The following is a 21,905-nucleotide window of genomic DNA, read 5'->3' on the forward strand; positions in this document are numbered from 1 at the left end:
GGGCCCTATCAAAGCAATACATACAGTGACTGTCGCTTTGCCAATATCGCTATCCATGCTTTACATAAAGTAATAGCTAATTGCATTTCAGTAATAACTATTCTCAGTTAGTCAAGTCACTTCCTATAGCTAAGTTTTCTAATTAGGGGGTTAATTATGGATTTTCATCATTTGAAATACTTCGTAGAAGTAGCTGATCAAAAAAGCTTCAGTAAAGCTGCGAGGAATTTACATATTTCTCAATCAGCAATTAGCCGCACCATTAAAGCTCTTGAGGATGAATTAGGCGTAGTGCTCTTCATGCGAAACGCCAAGTCCGTAGAGCTCACTGACGGGGGCACGATTTTCCTCACCCATGCTAAACGCGTTGTATTCATGTTTGAACATCTAAAAACAGATTTTGAAAACGAATTTCGTTTAGAACAGGGTTCCATTCGAATCGGTATTCCGCCTATTACAGACGCACCGATTTTTGCACAACTTTTAGGGGAATTTAAAAAAGTATATCCGCAAATCGAATTGGAACTCTACGAACAAGGTTCCAAAAAAGTGGAAATCAGTGTCCAGGAAGGTTTAATCGATATCGGGATTATCTGTACGAAACCTAATCCGAAGGAATTTGAATCGTTCTATTTAACCAGCGATCCCCTCTCCGTCATCATTCCAAAGTCCAGCCCTTTGGCTAAGGAAAAGGAAATCCGCTTGGAAATGCTGGCTGACGAATCTTTCGTACTGCACAAGGACGACTTCAACCTTCATGATGAAATTATCAAGGCATGTAAACATACAGGCTTCCAACCTCATATCGTATTCGAGACAAGCCAGCGGGATCTCATGTTGCAGACGGTCAGTGCCGATCTTGCGATTGCATTATTGCCGTCCCGTCTCTGCCCTGAGGTCGGTGAAAGCTCCGACGTCAGCTCCAAGGTTGTCGTAAGACCGCTAGTGCCTGAAATCATTCATACCCTCTACGTAATTTGGAAAAAAGGTCACTACCTCTCCCATGCATCTCGCTTGTGGTTAGACTTTGTAAATTCCAAACTACCATTACCAGGATTACAACTTGAGGAACGCCAATAATGAATAAACCATCTGGGCTCGCTACTAAATTGCGAGCCCTTTTGAAAGCTAAACAAACACCCATGTGGGCGGTTATCATCGTGCTGGTTACCGTCATCATCATGCAGCAGATTCAGATAGCGGAACTGCAATGGCGCGTCGACGAGGATCACGATGGCTCCACGATTGAAAGCGTGGCTGGACGCCTATATATTTTGGAAGGAATGGCGAACAAGCACAGCGATCAGATTGATGACATCCAGAAAGATATACGGTACCTGCAAAATGAAGGTGCCCGATACGACTGGGAACTGAAACAACTGCAATGGCTTCATCCGGACTTGAAAGTACAGCCGCCGGATGCCAATCCATACCAATTTAAATCGACGGATCTAAACCTCGATATGAATCCGGGAAAAGTACCGGATGTAACAAAACAAAATCAATAAAGAAATCAGGAATAAATAAAAGCACCTTATATACCTACAAAAGTCATCACGAATGACTCTTCTCATAGGATATAAGGTGCTTTTATCGTTATTCTATTATAGATTTAATTACTAGTTTTCCCATACGTCTCTGCAATGACAAGTTGCTTCTACTTGCGATACGCTTCTAATTTATATGCATATTCACTTAAAAGATCCTTTGAATAGATTTTTTCATTTTTTGAATCTCTAACTTCTTTCCAAATAATAGATGCTACTTTTAATTTATTCGAATAATTGCCACTACATTCGTCTGCACAAAAATCCTTAAAAAATTGATTCCATTGACAAACCGAGTCGTCATACTTTGCATAATCTGATTCACCATAATATACTTTCAGCAAATCTCCAATGGTAAAGCTTATATTTTTTTCACTTTTTACTTTTCTCCAAGCAGTAGCCATATCAGCATTAAATTTAAATCGTGAAACACCTATTAAATCAGAGAAATATTCTCTAAACTTCGAATTAAAGGAAAAATTACATTCAAGTAATGATGTATCTAAAGTAATATTTTCCACCTGTTTTTTTCTATTTTTTATTGATGATTTCTTAATTAAATTGCCGTTAAAGTACTGCTCAATAATATGATTAAGTTCTTGTTTTATTCCCCTATACTCTAATCCTAGTGATTTACATATTTGTGAAAGTTCATCACGATACCAATAATATTTTTTAAATTCATCAAATGATGTAATTTCATCAAACTTAGGTCTACACTCTTTCAATATTCTGTCTCCTCAAGTTTAAATAATACTATTTTGTAAATTGTAACATAAAATTGAACAGTATCCAAAATCACACTATTGAAGCATTCGTTAAATTTTTTCCTATGAAATTATCTATAATCTAGTTATCTATAATATAGCTCTACTTAATCCTCTTTATGCTCCATAGTTTTTGGAAGTGTCAAAATTAATAGACCCGCAAGGAACATGCAAGCCCCCATCACATAGTAGCCATAAGCAAAGCTACCAGTGTGACCATTGATGAATCCAAGCATATAAGGGCCTACCCAGCCCCCCATGTTACCTGAAGAGTTAATGAGTCCCATCGCCCCCGCTGCAGCAGCGCCAGATAAGAAGGTTGTTGGCATGGTCCACCATACACCCATACCACCGTAAACACCTACAGCAGTTAAGCATATAAAGAATAAGCTAACTTCTGGAGACGGACTGTGTGGTGTTGCTAAGAAGCCAACAGTACCAATGAATAATGTAGTAGCAACGTGCCAACGTTTTTCATTGCGCTTTTCAGACGAGTAGCCACAGTATACTTGTACAAGTAAGGCTGCTGTCATTGGGATAGCAATAGACCATGCTACCACACTTGGTGACCAACCAGATAAGCTTTTAAGAACTTGAGGCATCCAGAAACTAAAGCCCCAGAAGCCAATCACCCACAAGAAATAGATTAACGCTAAGCGCAATACCTTTGGGTCTTTCAACGCTTGCCAAGTAGTATATTTCTTTACAGCTTGCTTTTGTTGCTCTTCTTTTTCAAGCTCATCTTTAATATATACCTTTTCTGCACTGGTTACCCAAGATGCATGTTCAGGACGCTCTTTCATCCAGAATGCGAAAATGAACGCAAAGATCACCGCAGGAATGGCTTCAACAATAAAGAGTGTACGCCAACCATGTAGACCAAAGAATGTTGTATCCAGTAGAATACCTGCCAATGGTCCACCGATGATGTTAGAGAACAATAAAGACGTTAACATCAAGGAGATTGCTTTCGCGCGTTCCTTTGGCAAGAACCAATTTGGAATGAGTAATGAATAAATTACAGGATATAAAGAAGCCTCACATAGGCCAAGTAAAAATCGATAAACATAAAATTCCAACTCGGTGGTCATCGTCGTCATAAGAATACATACGAGACCCCAACTAAACATGATACGCGCCACCCAATGCATAGCATTACAACGAGCTGCAATTAAAGATGCAGGCACTTCAAACAAAACATAACCAATAAAGAAAATGCCTGCCCCCATACCAAATACTTCTGGCGTCAACCATGGTAAATTCTCCTTCATAGTCAAACCTGCATAAGCAATGTTAACACGATCCAAGAAAGCAATGATAGAAACAATAAACAATGGTAAGACTACGTGAAGCATACGACGCTTCGTAAAGTCTCTGAAATTGATATCCCCACTTTGAGGCTCTAGTGTAGATGAGTTCATATAATTCCTTTCTGCTTATTAAAATATTACATACTTCACCATATTAAAAGAACAAACGTCCTCTGTCAATAGAATTATATAAAATATAGAAAACAAAAGCACCTTATATAGTGTCAATACATCTCTATTAAGAGATCATAAACACTACATAAGGTGCTTTCATATTTAATAACAATTACCAAATTATACTACCGAGTTCCAGATGCGTATTCACCCATATTAATATCTAGAACCTCTCGAACGGGCTGGATTAAAGAATCCTCATATTGAACCTTCCATTGAATGTCTGGACTCATATCTCCATTTTCTAAGCCGGCAATCGTTTCCCCATCACCGATAGGATTGTCGTGCTCAAAAATATAATACAACACACTATACGCATGATTAACTACCTCATCAGGATTCATACCGTGAAAGTGATACTGAACATCAGGCAAGAATAAGGTACTCATACATAGAGAATCAACCATCATGTCTTCGGTACCTTGAATGCTAAAATAACGCACATTTACAGCATAATAAATAAACCGAGTTACCGCTTTATCTGAATGATTTTCTATCGATTCACGACTTAAAAACTTATGAGACGGTCCAAATACAACGGCTTTACAAGACGGATATAACTCTAGCAATGCATCTACATATTTTACAAGCATATCTGCACGTTCTTTGGCCTCTAAACCAGAGGCTAACATATCCGTAGCAAACACCCTGTATTGACACTCTACTAACAACTCATCCACATTAGGACAATCCCACACCTGACTACGTTCAAAATCATCTAATACAGGTTTATCAATTTTCTCACAATCCATCACCATTAACGTCGGTGAAATATCTGCATCAGTATCCTCGTAATGGACCTTATAATTCTGAGGGGAGAAACCAGCAGACTCACGACGGTGATCAAAACAATCAACAGGTCCTAGATGCTTCGTGAATATCTCTATCATTGTATCCCGGTCAGGCATATCACACTGCTTCGGCATTAATAACTCAACGAAAAAGATACCACCTGGTCGGACTGAAGTATCTGTTAAATCTTGTTTAAAAACTTGACTCATATGCTCTCTCCTATAGTTAAATCGTAATATAAAATGCATCCTTTACCTTATAGTATATCGGATGTTTATAAGTACTACAATTACGTAACCACCGTTTTATAAATACAAAAAGGCCCTCCCTATGAGTCCGAGGACCATAGGGAGGGCCTTTATAGTATCTAATCAGCATAGGATGATGAGTTGACAGCGGAACCCAAACGGATTCTACCGGACTCCAACCCTTACTCAATTATAGAGGTTTGCGAACCACGTCTATGATAGAACCGTCGCGGTATTCTACGATAGCGATGATATCTTCATCTTTATCAGATACAGGGATATCTTGTGGTTTACCTACTAAGTCGAATGCTAATTGTTGTAATTCTTCAATTGTGTAGATAGGCAAATTACTGTCTTTGAAGCGTTCAATCAAATCGGTACGGGCCGGATTGATGGCGATACCGTATTCGGTAACGAGTACGTCAACGGAGGAGCCCGGTGTAATAACAGTAGCGACTTTATCACGGATCATCGGCAAGCGGCCGCGGATCAACGGGCAAGTGATAACTGTGCATTTAGCACCTGCCGCTGTATCGGAGTGACCGCCGGAAGCGCCCATCAATACACCGTTGGAGTCTGTCATTACATTTACGTTGAAATCAAGGTCGATTTCAGTTGCACCGAGGAATACTACGTCGAGGTAGTTTGTAGTGCAGTCAGTCCATGGGTTAGCGTACATGGAAGCGGACATTTCGATGTGTGCAGGGTTTTTATCCAAGGAAGCCGCTGCAGTAGTATCGAATGTTTGAGTATCATAAATCGCTTTAATTAATCCATCTTCAAGCATACCGGTCAAGATACCTGTAGCGCCGCCGATAGCGAAACCGCCTACTTCACCGCGTTTACGAAGTTTTTCAGCGATGAATTTCGCAACGGTCAAAGGAGCACCGCCGGCGCCCAATTGGAATACGAAACCGTCTTTGATGATGCCCGCCTGATCAAGGAATTCACCGGCCAATTCAGCAATCTTAATCTGGATAGGGTTTTTAGTGAAACCTACCGCACCGGAAGCGATACCTTCCGGATCACCGATGCTTTCAACAGGAACAACATAATCTACGTCAGTTTGAGGAATTGCATAGTTATGTACGTAATCAACCAAGTTATCCGTAATGATAACGGTTGTATCTGCATAGTGAGAGTCAACCTTAGCATAACCGAGTGCGCCACATGCGGATTTACCCATACGACCGGTTGCATTACCGCGAGGGTCCGCTGTAGGTGCGCCCATGAAAGCTACGTCAATATGAACCTCCCCGGATTCGATAGCGCGTGCACGACCACCGTGGGAGCGAATCACTACAGGACGTTTCAATACGCCGGGGTTTTGAGTCAAGAATTTACCGAGGCGATCACGCAAACCGGATGTTTCGATAGCTGTTACAGTGCCGTCCTGAATCATTTCCACCAGGAATTCATGGCATGGGGACAAGGAAGAAGATGCGATGGTAATGTCTTTAATACCTTTCGCCTGAACGCGTTCCATAACCATTTTCATTACATAGTCACCGTTGCGCAAATGATGATGGAAGGACAATGTCATGCCATCTTTTACGCCGGCTTTTTCGATTGCTTCATCGATAGAAGCAAGTACTTTATTGGTACCCACGCGGCTCATATGTACAGGTTTGCCTGCGCGATGAGCTTTAGGTTCGATTGCGAATTCACCTTGATATACTTCGCGACCTTTTAATGCGGGAATATTTGTCGGGATATCGCGACCTACTTTATTTAACATCGTATTCTGCTCCTTCCTCTAATTCAACTTTAATGCCTGCAGCCCGTGCTTTATCGACTACGCGCTGCGCACGTACTACGATAGGTCCATCGATCATTTTACCATCTACGGAGATTACGCCTTTATTGTTGCGCAATGCATCGGCATAGCTGTTCAATACCTTAACGGAATGAGCAATTTCTTTTTCATCAGGAGTGAATACTTCGTGGATAATTTTGATTTGGCTTGGATGAATACAGGACTTGCCGTCATAGCCCAACGCTTTAATGAATTCAACTTCTTCGCGGAAACCTTGAGGATCTTTCACGTCGGAGAATACTGTATCGATTACGCGGATGCCTGCTTCACGCGCCGCATGAAGAATGGTTTGACGAGCGAACAACAATTCGACAGCAGGTTTATGTTTTCCCGTGCGAAGGTCAGCACGATAATCTTCAGCGCCGAGAGCGATAGCCACTACGCGAGGACCGTGACAGATTTCACGAACATTGTACAAGCCTCGAACGGATTCGATAGCCACGATAATGTTGATTGTGCCTTCCGGCCAGCCGTTAGCTTTTTCCACTTCTTCAATTTTCTTCGCTACGATTTCAACCTCGGATACATCTTCAGTTTTAGGTAAACGAATCATATCAGGTTTAGCAGGAACGATGACATCAAGATCATCATAACCATAAGGAGTCTGTGTAGGATGGTTGATACGCACGACCGTTTCAGCTCGGAATTTACGGGATTTTAATGCTTCTGCCGTCAAAAGACGAGCTGTGTCTTTTTCCGTAACAGGCACGGAATCTTCAATATCAATCATGATGGAGTCAGATCCGTGAATATCTGCACTGTTAATCATTTTAGGTGTATTACCCGGTACGAACATCATGGAACGGGACAAACGTTTTTTAGCCGCCTCCGTTAATGGGTTTGTTTTAACTTCTGGGAATGTTTTATCGTTAGCCATTATGCTTTGCTCCCCCTTTCCAATGCGCCCAACACGCGGGCTTTAATCGTGTAATCCCAAGCATTTTTATCTTGTACGATTACTTTTACGCCATCAAAACCGGCTTCTTTCACCGTGTTCAAGATAACGGATTTAATTTGGTCGCCGTATTGGCGAATAACTTTGGATGTTAATTCGATTTCGATACCGCTAGCAATCGGTTCCACCGTTACTAATGCATCATTTTTTTCGTCGAAACCCGCTTGCGCAGCTTTTACTAATTGTGCCATGTTGCATCCTTTCCACAAAAAATATATCAAATGGCAAAGACCAGACGTGTCGCGAATGTCTGGCCCCTACCGATAAAACAATGAGTATTATAAATTTATATGATTAACCGATCATACCGATGAAAGTCCACCAAGGTATACCAACAACGAAGAGTAGAATCCAGCTCAAAATAGCAAGGATCCCACCGGCAGTCCACCAGTCTTTCAAGTTGTTGTAACCTGCGGAGTAAATGATAGGTCCAGGAGATGCGCCGTAGTGAGTTACGAGACCGCCGAACGCATTTGTTGCAAGCAATACGAGACCGAACATAACCGGATCTACACCTGATGCCATACCTACCGTCAAGAATACAGGAAGCATGGATGCGATGTATGCGGTACTGGAGGCGAACAAGTAACGGATTACAACACTGATAGCGGACAGAATCAATACGACTACGAGTGGTGAAAAATCGAGCGCCAAGTTTGTTTGCATAAACGTTGCAAGCCAAGCGAAGAATTTAGCTTTGGTCAACGCTGTGGATAACCCGAGGATGGCACCGAACCAGATGAACGTATTCCAAACAGCTTTAGTTTGAACCATGTCATCCCAAGTGATGATGCCGCTCAAGAATACGATAGTCATAGCGACTAATGCTACTGCGGTCGCGCTTAAATCAACGCCGATGGAAGGCAATGCCCAACCGATAAGAGCAAGGATGAATACAACAGCCAAAATCTTTTCAGATACCTTCATAGGTCCCAATTTAGCAAGACCGTCAGCAGCCAATTTCTTGTTGTCGATTTCCACGCTTTCAGGGCGGTCAATCCAGTAACCGATAAGAGGAACAAAGATCAACATTACAAGGCCAGGAAGTGCCAAAGCTAATGCCCACTCGCCCCAAGTCATGCTGAGACCTGTAATCTTGGTAACGAAGTCCAGTGCCAACACATTCGGAGCCATAGCAGTTAAGAACATGAAGGATGTAATCTTTGTTACGAAGTAACCGTTCATCAAGATGAAGGAGCCGCCGCGTTTCGCCGTATCACCCGGATAAGAACCGATGGATTCGGCGATGGATAAGTTAATCGGATAAATAATACCGGCCGCACGTGCCGTGTTAGAAGGTGTTGCGGGAGATAGAATCAAATCAAGAAGTGCTGTTACATAACCCAAACGCAATACGGTAGAACCGAATGCACGAATCAGGTGATAAGCCACGCGGTGACCAAGGCCGGTCTTACCAAACGCTACGCTCAAGGAGAACGCCGCGATGATCATCCACAATGCCGTGGAGCCATAACCTACTAAAATTTCTTTCGCATTGTCCAAGAATAATGCGGAAGCGGATAATACAGCTAATAAAATAATTTGAATTGGATACGGTTTTAAAATCAAACCTAAGATACCTGCAATGTAGAAACCAAATAGGCGCCAAGCGGTATCTGAAAGTCCTTCCGGCGGAGTCGTGAACCAGAGGATAACCGGAATTAGCACGATAACGGCTAATTTTAGAATTCTTTCCATGTCGTTTCCTTTCTTACTAAACAAGGCATTAAAATCAATACTAACACTATCCAAGATATCCGTAACACGCGACTGTTATCTATGAACCCTGGTCTAAGTCTATCTTTATTATAAATGGACATAAGGATTATGAAAAATAGATTAGTTTTATAGGGGTTATAAAAACTTTTATACCTTCATCTCATACCTTTTATGCATTTTAATTATAGATTTTCATATCAAAATGAAAAAAATGCATGTATACATACACAATTTGATGTATACATGCACTTACATGATTTTATGCTTTATATTCTCTCAATATACTCTTATCTACTACCGTATGTTGCTTGTAATAATTACGTACGTATTCGATGAAAGTTTTCACCGCCACAAGGTTTGCCGCATCCTTCGTGTACACCATATTGGTATCGCGCGTAATATACTGCCCTTCCCTATTGCGCAACGGACTCACGTAGATATCTTTATCCTTACAGGACCCGAGGCCCATATAGGTCAAGATGGACCATCCCAGTCCGGCGCGCACAAAGTGACGACACGTACTCATGGAGTTGACCTCCATCGCAACCATTGGAGGCCCTTCAAAATGTTCGGCGCACCAGTTTTCGATAATATTGGCTACGGATGCGTCCGTCTGATACCGAATGAACGGTACTTTCTCAAGCGACTCCGGAGCCACCAGCTCCTTGTAAACCAGGCAATACGGCTCTTTCAGGAGCAGTTCCGATTCACCGGACACCTCGTAACCACCGCGGGCAAAGGCAACCATACAGTCACCGGTATTGAACATCTTCACCACCTGATGGCTGAAAGCCGTCTTAACCTGAATGTGAACATCAGGATATTGTTCACGGAATGATTGCAGCAGAGTCGGCAATTCGTAATCCGCAAAATTAATGGATGATGCGATTTTCAAGGTACCTTGAATCTTGCCGGATGCGGAATTCATCGCATTTTCCAAGGTCTCCTGTTCCTGCAGCATACGCTTACAATATTCATAAAAAATTTCACCTTGTGCCGTCAGAGCAATGCCGTCGGCATTACGCAATAATAGAGAATGGCCCAAAGCTTTTTCCATATGTCGCAACCGATAACTCAAAGCCGGCTGCGATAAAAATAATGTTTCGGCCGCTCTCGTAATGTTCCGCTCGTTGACGACAGTTACAAAAGTACGCCATTCTCTATCATCCATAATGACTCCTTTATATATTATCTTTTATTGCCGAAAATCCGCAGTAAGGAAAGGAATAGATTAATAAAATCCAGATATAAACTCAAGGCGCCTGCAATTTCAACGCGATCAAGAATGCTTTCATCCTCTGTTAAAGCCAACTCGGTCACGGTATTTTTGATGCGATTCACATCGATAGCCGTAAAGATGGAGAATACCACAACGCCGACATAGCCGAAGATAAGGCTTACCGTGTCGCTATATGCACTGAGAATTGCCACATTAAAATAACGACCGACCATCATCACAACGGATACGATGATCATCCCCAGTAAAGCAGCCAACACGTAAGGCGTAAGGGACGATAAATTGCGTTTCGTCATCGCCCCTACAACGGCAAAGGCGATAAAGAACGCCAACGTACCGATCAGCGCAGGAATAACCACCTCAAATATATTATAGCTCAATGATACTAAGGTTAAAGTAAGTCCGTTCAAAGCGCTATAGATAAAGAACATCGCTCTTAAAGTCATAACGTTGGCACTGTAAGCGCGAGCACTGAATAAAAACACCACGCCCAGTTCAACCAATAATATAATACTGAAATGTTCATAGGTGAATCGTAACCAGTTCGGCTGCATGAGAGATGCTAAGCCGACGCCTATAGTTGTAATCAGACCTACGATCATCCACAAGAAAGAACCTTTCAGACGTTGAGATACGATATATTCAACCTGCGCAACACCGATATTGCTAGGTTGAGCCGTATTGAATTGATTCATAATAATCGCTCCTCCTGATAAATTATAAACATATATGCTATACCAATATAGCGCACGCCTTCTATATACAATATATTATCGTGCTACATAATTATCGTGCATTCGCTATGCCCGCAAACACCTTGCCCCGTTCGCCGTCGATTGTCACCTCTTGACCTTCAAGCAACACTTCGTGAGCATTTTTTGCACCTAAAATGACAGGGATCCCATAGGTAATGCCTGCAATGGCGCTATCCGATGTATAGCCGTCCTCCACGGCGATGATTCCGCCCGCCTGTTTGGCCAGGGCCATCAATTCCGGCTCCATCGTTCCTACCACAAGAATATCTCCGGACTTGAAAGAATTATAATCACCCTTATGATTTGCGGCGATAAAAAGATTGCCTGTAACGGATTTTCGCAAAATACCGTTGCCGGACAGGAGCACCTGCCCCGCGATATGAACGCGAATCATATTCGTCGTCCCCGTTGCACCTGACGGCACACCGGCAGTGACCACAACAAGATCTCCGGACTCAATGGCACCGGCGCTGAGGGCTCCGGTAATAGCCCGCTTAACCATATCATCGGAATTGACGATTTCATTACCTTTAATGGCCTCTACGCCCCAGCATATCTGCATGCGGCGAATCGTTTCCTCATGAGGTGTAACGGCGATAATCTTACAATCCGGACGATGGCGGGCCACACTGATTGCCGTATGTCCCGACTCGGTACACGTAAGGATTGCAGATGCGTCCAGATTATGAGCAATGCGTACGCTCGCTGCACAGACCGCATCGGTAGTGGTCATATCAGCCTCGTTGCGGGCCCGCCCCTTACTGTCATAAATAGCGGCACGTTCCGTCACCTCCGCAATGCGTGTCATCGTCGTTACCGCTTCTACCGGATAGGCACCGTTTGCGGTTTCCCCTGAAAGCATAATCGCATCAGTTCCGTCGAGGATAGCATTGGCCACGTCACTTGCCTCCGCGCGGGTCGGACGAGGATTCTGAATCATGGATTCAAGCATCTGTGTTGCCGTAATCACCGGTTTACCCAAAGCATTACATTTTTCAATCATCATCTTTTGCAGTACCGGCACCTCTTCGGCAGGAATTTCCACACCCAAGTCACCGCGGGCCACCATAAGGCCGTCGGCAACTTTTAGAATTTCGTCAATATTTTTAACGCCTTCCGCATTTTCAATCTTCGCAATGATTCTGATATCTTTTTGCTCGGACTCCAATATTCGACGGATGGCTACGATATCCTTGGCGCGTTGCATAAAGGATGCCGCAACAAAGTCGATACCTTGTTGACAGCCGAAGCGCAAATCCGCTTCATCCTGCTCGGACACGGGCGGTAGGCTGAGCGCCACACCCGGTACGGCCACGCGTTTACGGTTGCCGATTTCTCCGCTATTTTGAACGGTTGTAACGATATTATTTCCGTCAATAGCATTGATGGTAAGCGTCACAAGGCCATCCGCTAAGAGGATTTTATCCCCTACGGATACGTCCTTTACAAGGCCCTTATGATTAACGGAACTGATTTCTTTAGTCCCCTCCACGTCATCGGCGGTCAATATAAATTGTTGCCCCGCTTCGAGGAACACCTTTCCCTCCTTGAATAATCCGAGTCGAACCTCAGGCCCCTTTGTATCGAGCATGAGAGCAATCGGTTTATTCACAATCATCGCCGCATCACGCACCATCTGCATGCGTTCCGCCTGCTCTTCATGAGTACCGTGAGAGAAGTTAAATCGAACCACGTTCATGCCGGCCCGCATCATATCTTCCAATATACCGAATTTATCCGTCCCCGGACCCACGGTACATACGATTTTGGTACGTTTCATAATCTCTCCTAATCGAGTATATCTCTTCACATTAAGTAATAAATTTATAACATCATATTTACATTATTATATCAATACATAGAGTTCTAAGATGTACCCTATGCAACACGAATAGCCATATGAATTTACTGAATTTCCACAGCACCTTCGCCTAAAACGGCCTCGATAGCCTTAATCGACTCATCACTGGGATCGAAGCACATGCTGGCCGGCAAGTTGATGCGCTTTCTCTGACGATGCAAGTATAACGACGTCGGCACGCCACCATCGGTATTCACCAAAATGCGTTTTAACGCCTCACTGTTTTCAGGTGTATCGTATTGGCTGTGAATATGGATGGCAATATGCTTCGCCTGACCATAATTTACCTTCAGAGGCGAAATCCGGTCAGCAATGATTTGCACACCCTTTTCATCGGCATCGACACGACCTTTTACCTTTACAATCATATCGACGGCAAGGAATTGCTGACATTGGCTGAACACCTTTGGAAAGGCCACCACATTGGCCGCACCGGAATAATCTTCGATGCGCAAAATGGACATAACCTCATTGCGTTTTGTCATGCGGTCCGATTTATTTTCGATGAGGCCGCCGAATGTAATGGTTTGTCCGTCATATCGCTCAGGATTTTCCATCAACGCCCCTAATTCAAAGAGTCCATCCAGTTCCTTCGCATATCCTTGCAACGGATGCCCCGTAATGTAAAAGCCGGTATATTCCTTTTCATCCTTCAGCTTATCGTCCTCAGGCAAATCCTCCAGATCCGGTACGGCGATGAAATCCGCCGATTCCTCCGTTTCACCGAAGAGACTCACGGTGCCCATGGCCGCATCCTTCTGCTCCTTGGCACCTACAGCCTGAGCGCTTTCATACATATGGAGCAACTGATTGCGATTTTCCTTGAATCCGTCCATCGCACCGCAACGGATTAAGCTTTCAAGAAGACGTTTATTCACGACCTTATTATCAACGCGTTTGCAGAAATCCACAATATCCGTATAGAGGCCATGCTCATTGCGCTCACGAATCAAACGATCAATGGCATTATCCCCGACGTTCTTGATACCGCCAAGGCCGAAACGAATAGAGTCATCTTGTACGGCAAAGCTGCGCTCAGAATAGTTAATATCTGGACCTAGTACCTTAACATTGTGCTTCTTGCAGGCGTTGATATAGTAGGTCAACTTCTGCATGTTCTGCATGAAGCTCGTCATCGTAGCCGCCATGAATTCAGGGAAATAATGGGCTTTCAAATATGCCGTCTGATACGCGATGTACGCATACGCCGCACTATGCGATTTATTAAAGCCGTAGCCGGCGAAGTATACGAGCAAATCAAATACTTCATTCGCCACGGATTCATCGATACCGTTTTTAACGGAGCCCTGAATAAAGGACTCGCGCTGTGCTTTCAGAACAGATTCCTTTTTCTTACCCATGGCGCGGCGCATCAAATCCGCCTGACCGAGGGAGAATCCGCCCATGGCGGACGCAATCTGCATAACCTGTTCCTGGTACAGAATAACACCGAAGGTATCTTTCAAAATCGGTTCCAAAATAGGATGTAAATAGGTAACCTCTTTTTTACCGTGACGACGGTCGATGAAGTCCGCCACCATACCGGATCCTAACGGACCCGGACGATAGAGCGCCACCAACGGAATCAAATCCTCGAAGTGCTCCGGCTTGAGGTCCATAACGAGTTTTGTAATCCCCTCGGATTCAAGTTGGAACACGCCGGATGTGTCACCCTTTGTGAGAAGCTCACAAGCCGCCGCATCATCGAGCGGTATCGCATCCAAATCCAAATCAATTCCGCGATTCGCCTTGATGAGCTTTAAGGCATCCCCCATAACAGTCAAGGTACGGAGCCCCAAAAAGTCCATCTTCAAGAGTCCCAGTTCCTCGATATTATCCTTATCGTACTGCGTAACAAAGCCTTCATCATTGGCATTTTGTACCGGTACGTGGTCATCTAGAGGATCCGCAGAAATTACGACGCCCGCCGCGTGGGTGGACGAATTTCGCGCAATCCCTTCCAGTTTTTTACCGAAATCAAACAGTTCTTTTACATTTGAATCCGATTCGTACAGAGCCTTTAAATCCTTGCCCTGTAAAGCCTTATCCAAGGTAATACCCAATTCGTTGGGAATCATCTTGGCGATGCGGTTCACCTCGGCCAGAGGCAAGTCCAAAACGCGACCTACGTCACGGATAACGGCACGCGCCGCTTCGGTACCGAATGTAATAATCTGCGATACCCGCTCCTGTCCGTATTTTCTCGTTACATACTCGATAGCCTGCCCCCGCTTTTCATAGCAGAAGTCGATATCAATATCAGGCATGCTGACACGTTCCGGATTGAGGAACCGTTCAAAAAGCAAATCGTATTTTAACGGGTCAAGGCCCGTAATGCCTAAGAGATACGCCACGACAGAACCCGCTGCGGACCCGCGGCCGGGGCCTACTAAGATATCGTGCTCCCGTGCATATCGCACATAATCCCACACGATGAGGAAGTAATCCTCAAAGCCCATCGTACCGATAACGCCCAATTCATAATCGAGGCGCTTCATCAATTCATCTGTAGGTTCACCGTAAAGGCGCGGAATTTCTCGTTCACAGACGGTACGCAAATAAGACGCCGCCGTTTCCCCTTCCGGCACATCGAAATGAGGCAAATGATGTTCATCGAAATTGAACACCACATTGCATCGATCCGCAATTTTTAAGGTATTTTCAATGGCCCCTGGAATATGTCCAAATAGCTCTGCCATTTCATCCCCAGATTTTAGATAAAACTCATCATTAGGGAACTTTAATCGATCCACCTCGGCATGACGACGTCCTGTAGAGATACAAACCTTGATATCCTGTACATCCGCATCCTCTTTTAAGACATAGTGAAAATCGTTGGATGCGACGATACCGAGACCATATTCCTTACTGAGCTGGATGAGTTCCTCCTGCGCCTTCAATTCCTCTGGCAATCCGTGATTTTGAATCTCCAGAAAGAAATTATCCTTGCCGTACGTTTCGATATACCATTCAATGGAGCGCTTAGCCCCTTCCATATTATCCTGTAAAATATACTGAGGAATCTCGCCTTGAATACAGGCACTGAGGGCAATAATACCCTTACTGTATTGCCTTAACAGCTCGTGGTCCGCACGCGGACGGTATAACATTCCCTCCGTCGACGCCTTCGACACGATTTTAACGAGATTCCGATACCCTTCCATGGTCTCTGCCAAGAGGATCAAATGCTTCAAACGCTCCCGGCTGCGCCCCTCCGGACGGTCAAATCGGCTGTTTTCCGTTACATACACTTCACAACCGATAATGGGCTTAACGCCCTGCGCTACACATTCTTTATAAAAGTAAATGGCCGCATACATATTGCCATGATCCGTAATGGCTAAGGCCGGCTGATTCAACTCCTTCGCACGACGTACCATGTCAGGCAAACGGCTGATGCCGTCGAGCAGGCTGAATTCCGTATGGCTATGTAAATGTACAAATGGCTGCATGGTACACCTCCTTTAAGGGCGATGAGCAAAATACATATTCAATGATTTCCTGCGAACCTTCCAATCCGGCAGAAACTGGGCAACCAGATTGTGAAAGTTCTTTGAGTGATCCAGATATTTAAAATGAGCAAACTCATGAACCATAACATATTCAATATATGCCTGCGGGCCTTCCAACAGGCGCATATTCATCTTGATGAGCTGCTTTGACGGCGTACACGAACCCCAACGGCTCTTCATGCGCTGCTGCTTTACTGTCGGCTTAGGCACATCGATTTGTTGCTGGTGAAAGCGTTTGTACACAACCTGTGCCCAATGATTGAACACCTTGTCCCCCAGTTGACGCCAAAAAGCCTGCATCAGTTTGTGTTTGTGCTCGTAAGTCGCCTCATGAGGCACATACATCATGAGATGTGCCTTGCCGTCAAAGCCGATATGAGGCTTTCCGTCCTGCTCGATTACATGCAACGTAATGGGCAAGCCCAGAATAGATAAACTTTCACCGTCTACATACTGTAACGCCTCGATCCGCTTGGCATTGAGCGCATCAATCTTGAATCGGGCCCGCTCAATGAACGGCATATTATCCATAACAAAGGCGTCAATGCGATGCTTCGGCACATAAGCATTCGCCGAAACATGGACGACACCATCCTTTGTAATACGCAGATTCATGTTCTTCACGCGCTTGATGGTCAACTCGTATTCAATTCTGTCGCCATTATAGGTAATAGACCTAGTTGTTGAAGTATTCATACCTTTTATTTTATCATAAAACGCTCATAATGACGTAGAAATCTGGTGAATTTGATAGAATCTCTCGATATTTATAACATAATAAAAAACGGAAGATAGTTAATTAAAGCGAATCAACCATCTTCCATTAAAGATACAAACATCAAGTTAAACATAAGTATAATATTATTATAGTTATACAGTAATCAACGCCCTAACTAATAAGATAATAATAGATTAATACAACAATTAGATACGCTAAGATTTAATAACCTCTTTTTATTTACTAACTACTTCTCTGTCGTCAAAACTACAACGACCCTATTATCAAGAGAATTTTCCTCAAGTTTAACAGTAATATCATTATTTAAATCGTAGCCTATTTTATAACTTTTTTTATCTTCACGGCACTTCATTCTCTCATGTGAAAGTAAAGCTTTGACTTTTTCAAATTCAATATTCTTATATGTGATTTTAAAATTATAAACCTGACCATTCCTACCTGTAGCATAATGTTCTTCACTTACCTTATGAGAAGATATACTTACAAGCTTTTGCTCATATAATTGAAGCTTTTGAATTTGATTCGGTCTATTAAAAAAAGCAGCCATTGTCAATAAAGAAATGATAATCACACATATAAGGGTAAAGCCGAAAATAAGTTTAACCGATAAAGGCAATAAATTAAAATAAGAAACCATTTTTTTCATAATTAATCCTCTATTTCAAATTGAGTTCTCATAGCTCGAATACCCAACTCTTTTGGACTCAGAAGATAAAACCCACTACCAGGTGCATTACCGGCTATACGGGTTGCCGATTCATCAATTTTCTATTTATCAAAGACTTTATTAAGTTGATATAAGGTAAATACCATCAATTACCATACATTTTACTAATATTATTTCCCCTAAGTAGACTCTCACTTAGTTGAAATAACATAATACTTTAATCCGCCTGATTTACTAAAATCAAAATCAACATTTATTTCATCTTTCTTTATACAAGCGAAATAATCTCTTATATTAATACTTATTGTCTTTAAATAAAATTTTTGGCGTTTAACATTCAATATGTCATCATTAATATTAATCCTATTGAATTGCTCCATCACTTCAACAAAATACTCAGAGTACTCATAATTTAAATTCATAATGCCATTGACAATATTATTTTTAAAAGCAAGAAATGTCTCAGAGAATTGATCATCGAGCTCTATCAAAAAATAGGTATAGCCTAACATAAAAATAGTCATAATATATTCAAAACTCAATAATGAATTAAACTTAATAGTAAGACTAAACTTATTCCCATGCATTTTATCAAATAAGGTAAAAGACTTGAAGCAAGAACGATATACAGGATCTAGTAACAAAGCTTTACAATCATAATCAATACCATTTATGGTATCCACTAACAGAATGGTCGGTATAACTCCACCAACCCAAGATTCAACATCCTCAAGCGCCATCCCTTGAAAAGTAATCTCCTTCAGTTCAGATGATAAATGTTCTTCATTGATTATTTGTAACATATCCATCCTGTAGAATAAAGACTCTAATATATTTAAGTCAATACAATTATATCTATAAGCTTGAATTGTCCCCAATGCAATGATTAGAAAATAAAATTCAACATTTCTTTTTTCATTAATTATTATCTCCATATGTCTTCCTCTATTATAATGGAATATTTAAAGCTCTAAGGTTATCGATTTCCTTAACAATACCAACTATATAATCTGCTCAATCACCAATTTAACTATAAATTTTTATATCCATATTTAATACCGTTCCCAATACATTGAATTAACATATTTATCAAAATCACTAAACCGCCATGGCCACCAATATCTAGGCATCAAAACAAGTTGATTATAAATGTAATATTTCCAACCAGTTATTATGAGTTAGAACTACAATATACCCATCATCTTGCGTATTCTTTGTTACATATATTCTATATGATTGACTTTCATAGACACAACGAGACTCATTTTGTTTAATGAGAGTCCAATTCCCACTTAAGGGTACTATTGATTTTAAATCTGTATGTTGTGAGTCTTTTTTTATATTAATTGATTGACCTATTGATAAAAGATTTCTTCTATTAGAATCATAAACCTCTCCATCAATCATATAATAATCTCGAGGGAAATAGAGATTTAAAGCTTGTGTCAACTCTGACCTAGACTTCTCAACAGCATCATAAAAAAAGAATTTATAACCTAAACCACAAATCAGCCACAAGCTAAAGCAACCTATAAACATATACCAAATGATAGAATAAATAGTTCTAAATTTCATCCCTACAAATCCTCTATGTTGTTACCTATATACAAAATATACGCTCCCTATATTAAATTTAATTTGCCGCATTAACTCATCCCCATCAGTTGTATAACCAATAATTTTATTATTAAGTTCCTCTCTCCTTTTATATCACTTCCATCTAAATATTAACTTATTAATTCGATTATATCTCTCAAAAAAACATAAAATCAATATTTTTTGTATAAATATGTTTTATATAATCAAGAATTCTCACATCTATAGTCCTATAAATTAAGGCCTATACTTTTGCAGCGACCGTAGGTCACGAAGAGCAAAGAAGTATAGGCCTTCCTTTTATTTAAATGTAGTTATGTACTGAACCCCATCAATATACAAGTACAACAATCATCTATCAAAAATGATTACTTCTTTGTACCACGACGCGCAGCAAGGCTTCCTGCCGTATTTGCCAGACCGTTACGGTTAATATGAGGGTTTCCGTGTTTATAGGTCTTCGGCTTCGTACTGCTGCTTATCTTCGACCGTTCAAAGTCCTCAAACAGGCGGTCCAGTTCACGGAACAGAACGCGTTTTTGAGATTCTTTCAGTTCGTATACATCACCTTTATAGGCAATATATCTGTTTTTCAAAATCGGATTGAGATCATAAATGGGATTATGAACCGTATTATTCACGTCCAACAGTTCATCCAAGGTCAGTCCATAGTAACGGGACAGGGAACAGAGTGTATCTAAATCCGGTTCGCGATACCCTGTTTCGTAATTTGAAAGCGCCGCATTACTGATACCTACGGCCTTTGCTACTTCGATTTGGCTCTTACCCATGCGCACGCGAGCACGCTTTAAGTTCTTATAAAACTGCATGTTCATCACCTATATCGAGAATACACACATACCATAATCAAGTTAGCCTTGATTATGGCTATATTTTAATTACAATGTATCACTGATTTTTTTGAAAGCTTCCTCAGCCACCGCCAATGTACGCTCAATTTCACTGCTCTTATGACAGATAGACACGAAGTTGCTTTCATAAGGGCTCGGAGCATAATAAATGCCGTGACTCAAGTTATGATGGAAGAACAGTTTGAAATGTTCTTCATTGCAGGCCGCTGCATCGTCGAAATTCACGACCGGTTTATCCGTAAAGAACAGTGTGAACATGGACCCCACGCGTTGCACCGTAGCAGGCACATTATATTTTGCAGCCAACTGCTTGAGTCCGTCACAAAGTGCAATGGTCGCATCCTCCACCTGCTTGAAGATGGTCGGGTCCCGTTGCAAGATGGACAATGTGGCAAGGCCGGAAGTTACGGCAATCGGATTGCCGCTCAACGTGCCGGCTTGGTAAATCGGACCGGACGGAGCGACTTGACTCATGATTTCACGAGCACCGCCGAATACGGCCAACGGCATACCGCCGCCGACAATTTTGCCGAGGCAGGTAAGGTCAGGCTTAATCTTGTACAGTTTTTGAGCTCCGCCGCTGCTCGCTCTGAAGCCGCACATGACTTCGTCAAAAATCAAGAGCGCACCATGCGTCTTTGTCACATCCCGCAAGGTTTCAAGGAAGCCTGCTGCAGGAGGCACGCAGCCCATGTTGCCCGCCACAGGTTCCACGATAATAGCCGCGATGGTGTCGCCTATATCATCGAATAGTGCACGCACCGCATCACTATCATTATACGGCAACGTAATTGTATTTTCCGCTACCCCCTGCGGCACGCCCGGGCTGTCCGGTACACCGAATGTAGCGAGGCCGGAGCCTGCTTTCACCAAAAGAGAATCGCTGTGACCATGGTAACAGCCTACGAATTTAACGATGCGGTCGCGTCCCGTATAACCACGAGCCACGCGCAAGGCGCTCATGGTCGCCTCCGTACCTGAGTTCACAAGGCGAATCATTTCCATGGACGGCATGAAGGCCTGAATTTTCTTCGCCAATTCCGTTTCTAACAGCGTAGGCGCCCCATAGCTGGTACCGCGCGGAATCGCCTCCTGCAGGCTCGCGATGACCTCAGGACTTGCATGCCCCAGAATCATAGGGCCCCAGCTCAATACGTAGTCGATGTATTCGTTATTATCGATATCATAAATGCGGCTGCCGCTGGCACTGCTGATGAACGGCGGGTTGGAGCCCACACTGCGGTACGAACGCACCGGACTGTTCACGCCGCCCGGCATATACCGCTTCGCCTCATCAAAAGCTTTTTCAGATTTACCTAACTGTAACATGGCTTCTCC

At 42.7% G+C, this 21,905-nt stretch carries 19 protein-coding genes; 2 read left to right on the top strand and 17 right to left on the bottom strand.

Translation table 11 applies throughout. The features are described from left to right. The first annotated feature begins 156 nt into the window (after positions 1–156). Both HMPREF1521_RS07630 and HMPREF1521_RS07635 read left to right on the top strand, forming a co-directional pair. Entirely contained in the window at positions 157–1,080 is a 924-nt protein-coding gene (locus HMPREF1521_RS07630) for a LysR family transcriptional regulator (protein WP_038117774.1), read from the top strand. Next, complete coding sequence (locus tag HMPREF1521_RS07635; protein ID WP_038117777.1) at positions 1,080–1,508, top strand: hypothetical protein; 429 nt, start codon at positions 1,080–1,082, stop codon at positions 1,506–1,508. The genes HMPREF1521_RS07630 and HMPREF1521_RS07635 overlap by 1 nt, the downstream gene beginning before the upstream one ends. Before the next feature lie 149 nt (positions 1,509–1,657). Here HMPREF1521_RS07635 and HMPREF1521_RS07640 read toward each other — a convergent pair whose 3' ends face one another. From HMPREF1521_RS07640 to hemL, 17 genes are all read right to left on the bottom strand, one after another. Beyond that, complete coding sequence (locus tag HMPREF1521_RS07640) at positions 1,658–2,275, bottom strand: SAP domain-containing protein (RefSeq protein WP_038117780.1); 618 nt, start codon at positions 2,273–2,275, stop codon at positions 1,658–1,660. A 146-nt stretch (positions 2,276–2,421) separates the two neighbouring features. Next, complete coding sequence (locus HMPREF1521_RS07645) at positions 2,422–3,735, bottom strand: MFS transporter (RefSeq protein ID WP_038117783.1); 1,314 nt, start codon at positions 3,733–3,735, stop codon at positions 2,422–2,424. A gap of 188 nt (positions 3,736–3,923) precedes the next feature. Continuing rightward, a complete protein-coding gene (locus HMPREF1521_RS07650; protein ID WP_038117786.1) occupies positions 3,924–4,799 on the bottom strand; it encodes a DUF4261 domain-containing protein in 876 nt (291 codons plus the stop codon). Between the two features lie 229 nt (positions 4,800–5,028). Further along, positions 5,029–6,576, bottom strand: coding sequence for a citrate lyase subunit alpha (citF, locus tag HMPREF1521_RS07655; protein WP_038117789.1), 1,548 nt, complete (start codon positions 6,574–6,576; stop codon positions 5,029–5,031). Next, positions 6,566–7,531, bottom strand: a complete 966-nt coding sequence (locus tag HMPREF1521_RS07660) for a CoA ester lyase (protein ID WP_038117792.1) — start codon at positions 7,529–7,531, stop codon at positions 6,566–6,568. Before HMPREF1521_RS07660 ends, citF begins: the two co-directional genes overlap by 11 nt. Continuing rightward, complete coding sequence (gene citD / locus HMPREF1521_RS07665) at positions 7,531–7,800, bottom strand: citrate lyase acyl carrier protein (protein WP_005385629.1); 270 nt, start codon at positions 7,798–7,800, stop codon at positions 7,531–7,533. Before citD ends, HMPREF1521_RS07660 begins: the two co-directional genes overlap by 1 nt. Before the next feature lie 103 nt (positions 7,801–7,903). Further along, on the bottom strand, positions 7,904–9,307 hold the full coding sequence (locus HMPREF1521_RS07670) for a DASS family sodium-coupled anion symporter (RefSeq protein WP_038117797.1): 1,404 nt from the start codon (positions 9,305–9,307) through the stop codon (positions 7,904–7,906). A 280-nt stretch (positions 9,308–9,587) separates the two neighbouring features. After that, positions 9,588–10,499: a LysR family transcriptional regulator gene (locus HMPREF1521_RS07675; RefSeq protein ID WP_038117799.1), complete on the bottom strand. Its 912-nt coding sequence runs from the start codon at positions 10,497–10,499 to the stop codon at positions 9,588–9,590. 17 nt (positions 10,500–10,516) lie between these two features. Continuing rightward, a complete protein-coding gene (locus HMPREF1521_RS07680; protein WP_038117802.1) occupies positions 10,517–11,260 on the bottom strand; it encodes a Bax inhibitor-1/YccA family protein in 744 nt (247 codons plus the stop codon). Positions 11,261–11,351: 91 nt separating this feature from the next. Next, positions 11,352–13,100 (bottom strand): pyruvate kinase, encoded by a 1,749-nt coding sequence (gene pyk, locus HMPREF1521_RS07685; RefSeq protein ID WP_038117806.1) that lies wholly within the window; start codon positions 13,098–13,100, stop codon positions 11,352–11,354. Positions 13,101–13,225: 125 nt separating this feature from the next. Further along, a complete protein-coding gene (locus HMPREF1521_RS07690; protein ID WP_038117808.1) occupies positions 13,226–16,633 on the bottom strand; it encodes a DNA polymerase III subunit alpha in 3,408 nt (1,135 codons plus the stop codon). A 12-nt stretch (positions 16,634–16,645) separates the two neighbouring features. After that, on the bottom strand, positions 16,646–17,389 hold the full coding sequence (locus tag HMPREF1521_RS07695) for a M48 family metallopeptidase (protein WP_038117811.1): 744 nt from the start codon (positions 17,387–17,389) through the stop codon (positions 16,646–16,648). 269 nt (positions 17,390–17,658) lie between these two features. Further along, positions 17,659–18,078 (bottom strand): hypothetical protein, encoded by a 420-nt coding sequence (locus HMPREF1521_RS07700; RefSeq protein WP_038117815.1) that lies wholly within the window; start codon positions 18,076–18,078, stop codon positions 17,659–17,661. Between the two features lie 212 nt (positions 18,079–18,290). After that, entirely contained in the window at positions 18,291–19,034 is a 744-nt protein-coding gene (locus HMPREF1521_RS07705) for a DUF3969 family protein (protein ID WP_038117817.1), read from the bottom strand. 208 nt (positions 19,035–19,242) lie between these two features. Next, the gene (locus HMPREF1521_RS07710; protein WP_038117819.1) at positions 19,243–19,674 is read right to left on the bottom strand and encodes a hypothetical protein; all 432 of its coding nucleotides are present in this window, start codon (positions 19,672–19,674) and stop codon (positions 19,243–19,245) included. Positions 19,675–20,063: 389 nt separating this feature from the next. Next, complete coding sequence (locus tag HMPREF1521_RS07715; RefSeq protein WP_038117821.1) at positions 20,064–20,525, bottom strand: helix-turn-helix domain-containing protein; 462 nt, start codon at positions 20,523–20,525, stop codon at positions 20,064–20,066. 69 nt (positions 20,526–20,594) lie between these two features. Then, on the bottom strand, positions 20,595–21,896 hold the full coding sequence (gene hemL / locus HMPREF1521_RS07720; protein ID WP_038117823.1) for a glutamate-1-semialdehyde 2,1-aminomutase: 1,302 nt from the start codon (positions 21,894–21,896) through the stop codon (positions 20,595–20,597). Between the last annotated feature and the right edge of the window lie 9 nt (positions 21,897–21,905).

Source organism: Veillonella sp. AS16 (genome assembly GCF_000517785.1).
Lineage (GTDB): Bacteria > Bacillota > Negativicutes > Veillonellales > Veillonellaceae > Veillonella > Veillonella denticariosi.

Excerpts from the sequence above, each read along its gene's own strand:
- HMPREF1521_RS07710 (WP_038117819.1), bottom strand. The coding sequence starts at position 19,674 with ATGAAATTTAGAACTATTTATTCTATCATTTGGTATATGTTTATAGGT.
- HMPREF1521_RS07695 (WP_038117811.1), bottom strand. The coding sequence starts at position 17,389 with ATGAATACTTCAACAACTAGGTCTATTACCTATAATGGCGACAGAATT.
- pyk (WP_038117806.1), bottom strand. The coding sequence starts at position 13,100 with ATGAAACGTACCAAAATCGTATGTACCGTGGGTCCGGGGACGGATAAA.
- HMPREF1521_RS07675 (WP_038117799.1), bottom strand. The coding sequence starts at position 10,499 with ATGGATGATAGAGAATGGCGTACTTTTGTAACTGTCGTCAACGAGCGG.
- HMPREF1521_RS07630 (WP_038117774.1), top strand. The coding sequence starts at position 157 with ATGGATTTTCATCATTTGAAATACTTCGTAGAAGTAGCTGATCAAAAA.
- citD (WP_005385629.1), bottom strand. The coding sequence starts at position 7,800 with ATGGCACAATTAGTAAAAGCTGCGCAAGCGGGTTTCGACGAAAAAAAT.
- citF (WP_038117789.1), bottom strand. The coding sequence starts at position 6,576 with ATGTTAAATAAAGTAGGTCGCGATATCCCGACAAATATTCCCGCATTA.
- HMPREF1521_RS07705 (WP_038117817.1), bottom strand. The coding sequence starts at position 19,034 with ATGGAGATAATAATTAATGAAAAAAGAAATGTTGAATTTTATTTTCTA.
- HMPREF1521_RS07670 (WP_038117797.1), bottom strand. The coding sequence starts at position 9,307 with ATGGAAAGAATTCTAAAATTAGCCGTTATCGTGCTAATTCCGGTTATC.
- HMPREF1521_RS07635 (WP_038117777.1), top strand. The coding sequence starts at position 1,080 with ATGAATAAACCATCTGGGCTCGCTACTAAATTGCGAGCCCTTTTGAAA.
- HMPREF1521_RS07680 (WP_038117802.1), bottom strand. The coding sequence starts at position 11,260 with ATGAATCAATTCAATACGGCTCAACCTAGCAATATCGGTGTTGCGCAG.
- HMPREF1521_RS07690 (WP_038117808.1), bottom strand. The coding sequence starts at position 16,633 with ATGCAGCCATTTGTACATTTACATAGCCATACGGAATTCAGCCTGCTC.
- HMPREF1521_RS07645 (WP_038117783.1), bottom strand. The coding sequence starts at position 3,735 with ATGAACTCATCTACACTAGAGCCTCAAAGTGGGGATATCAATTTCAGA.
- hemL (WP_038117823.1), bottom strand. The coding sequence starts at position 21,896 with ATGTTACAGTTAGGTAAATCTGAAAAAGCTTTTGATGAGGCGAAGCGG.
- HMPREF1521_RS07700 (WP_038117815.1), bottom strand. The coding sequence starts at position 18,078 with ATGAAAAAAATGGTTTCTTATTTTAATTTATTGCCTTTATCGGTTAAA.
- HMPREF1521_RS07715 (WP_038117821.1), bottom strand. The coding sequence starts at position 20,525 with ATGCAGTTTTATAAGAACTTAAAGCGTGCTCGCGTGCGCATGGGTAAG.
- HMPREF1521_RS07650 (WP_038117786.1), bottom strand. The coding sequence starts at position 4,799 with ATGAGTCAAGTTTTTAAACAAGATTTAACAGATACTTCAGTCCGACCA.
- HMPREF1521_RS07660 (WP_038117792.1), bottom strand. The coding sequence starts at position 7,531 with ATGGCTAACGATAAAACATTCCCAGAAGTTAAAACAAACCCATTAACG.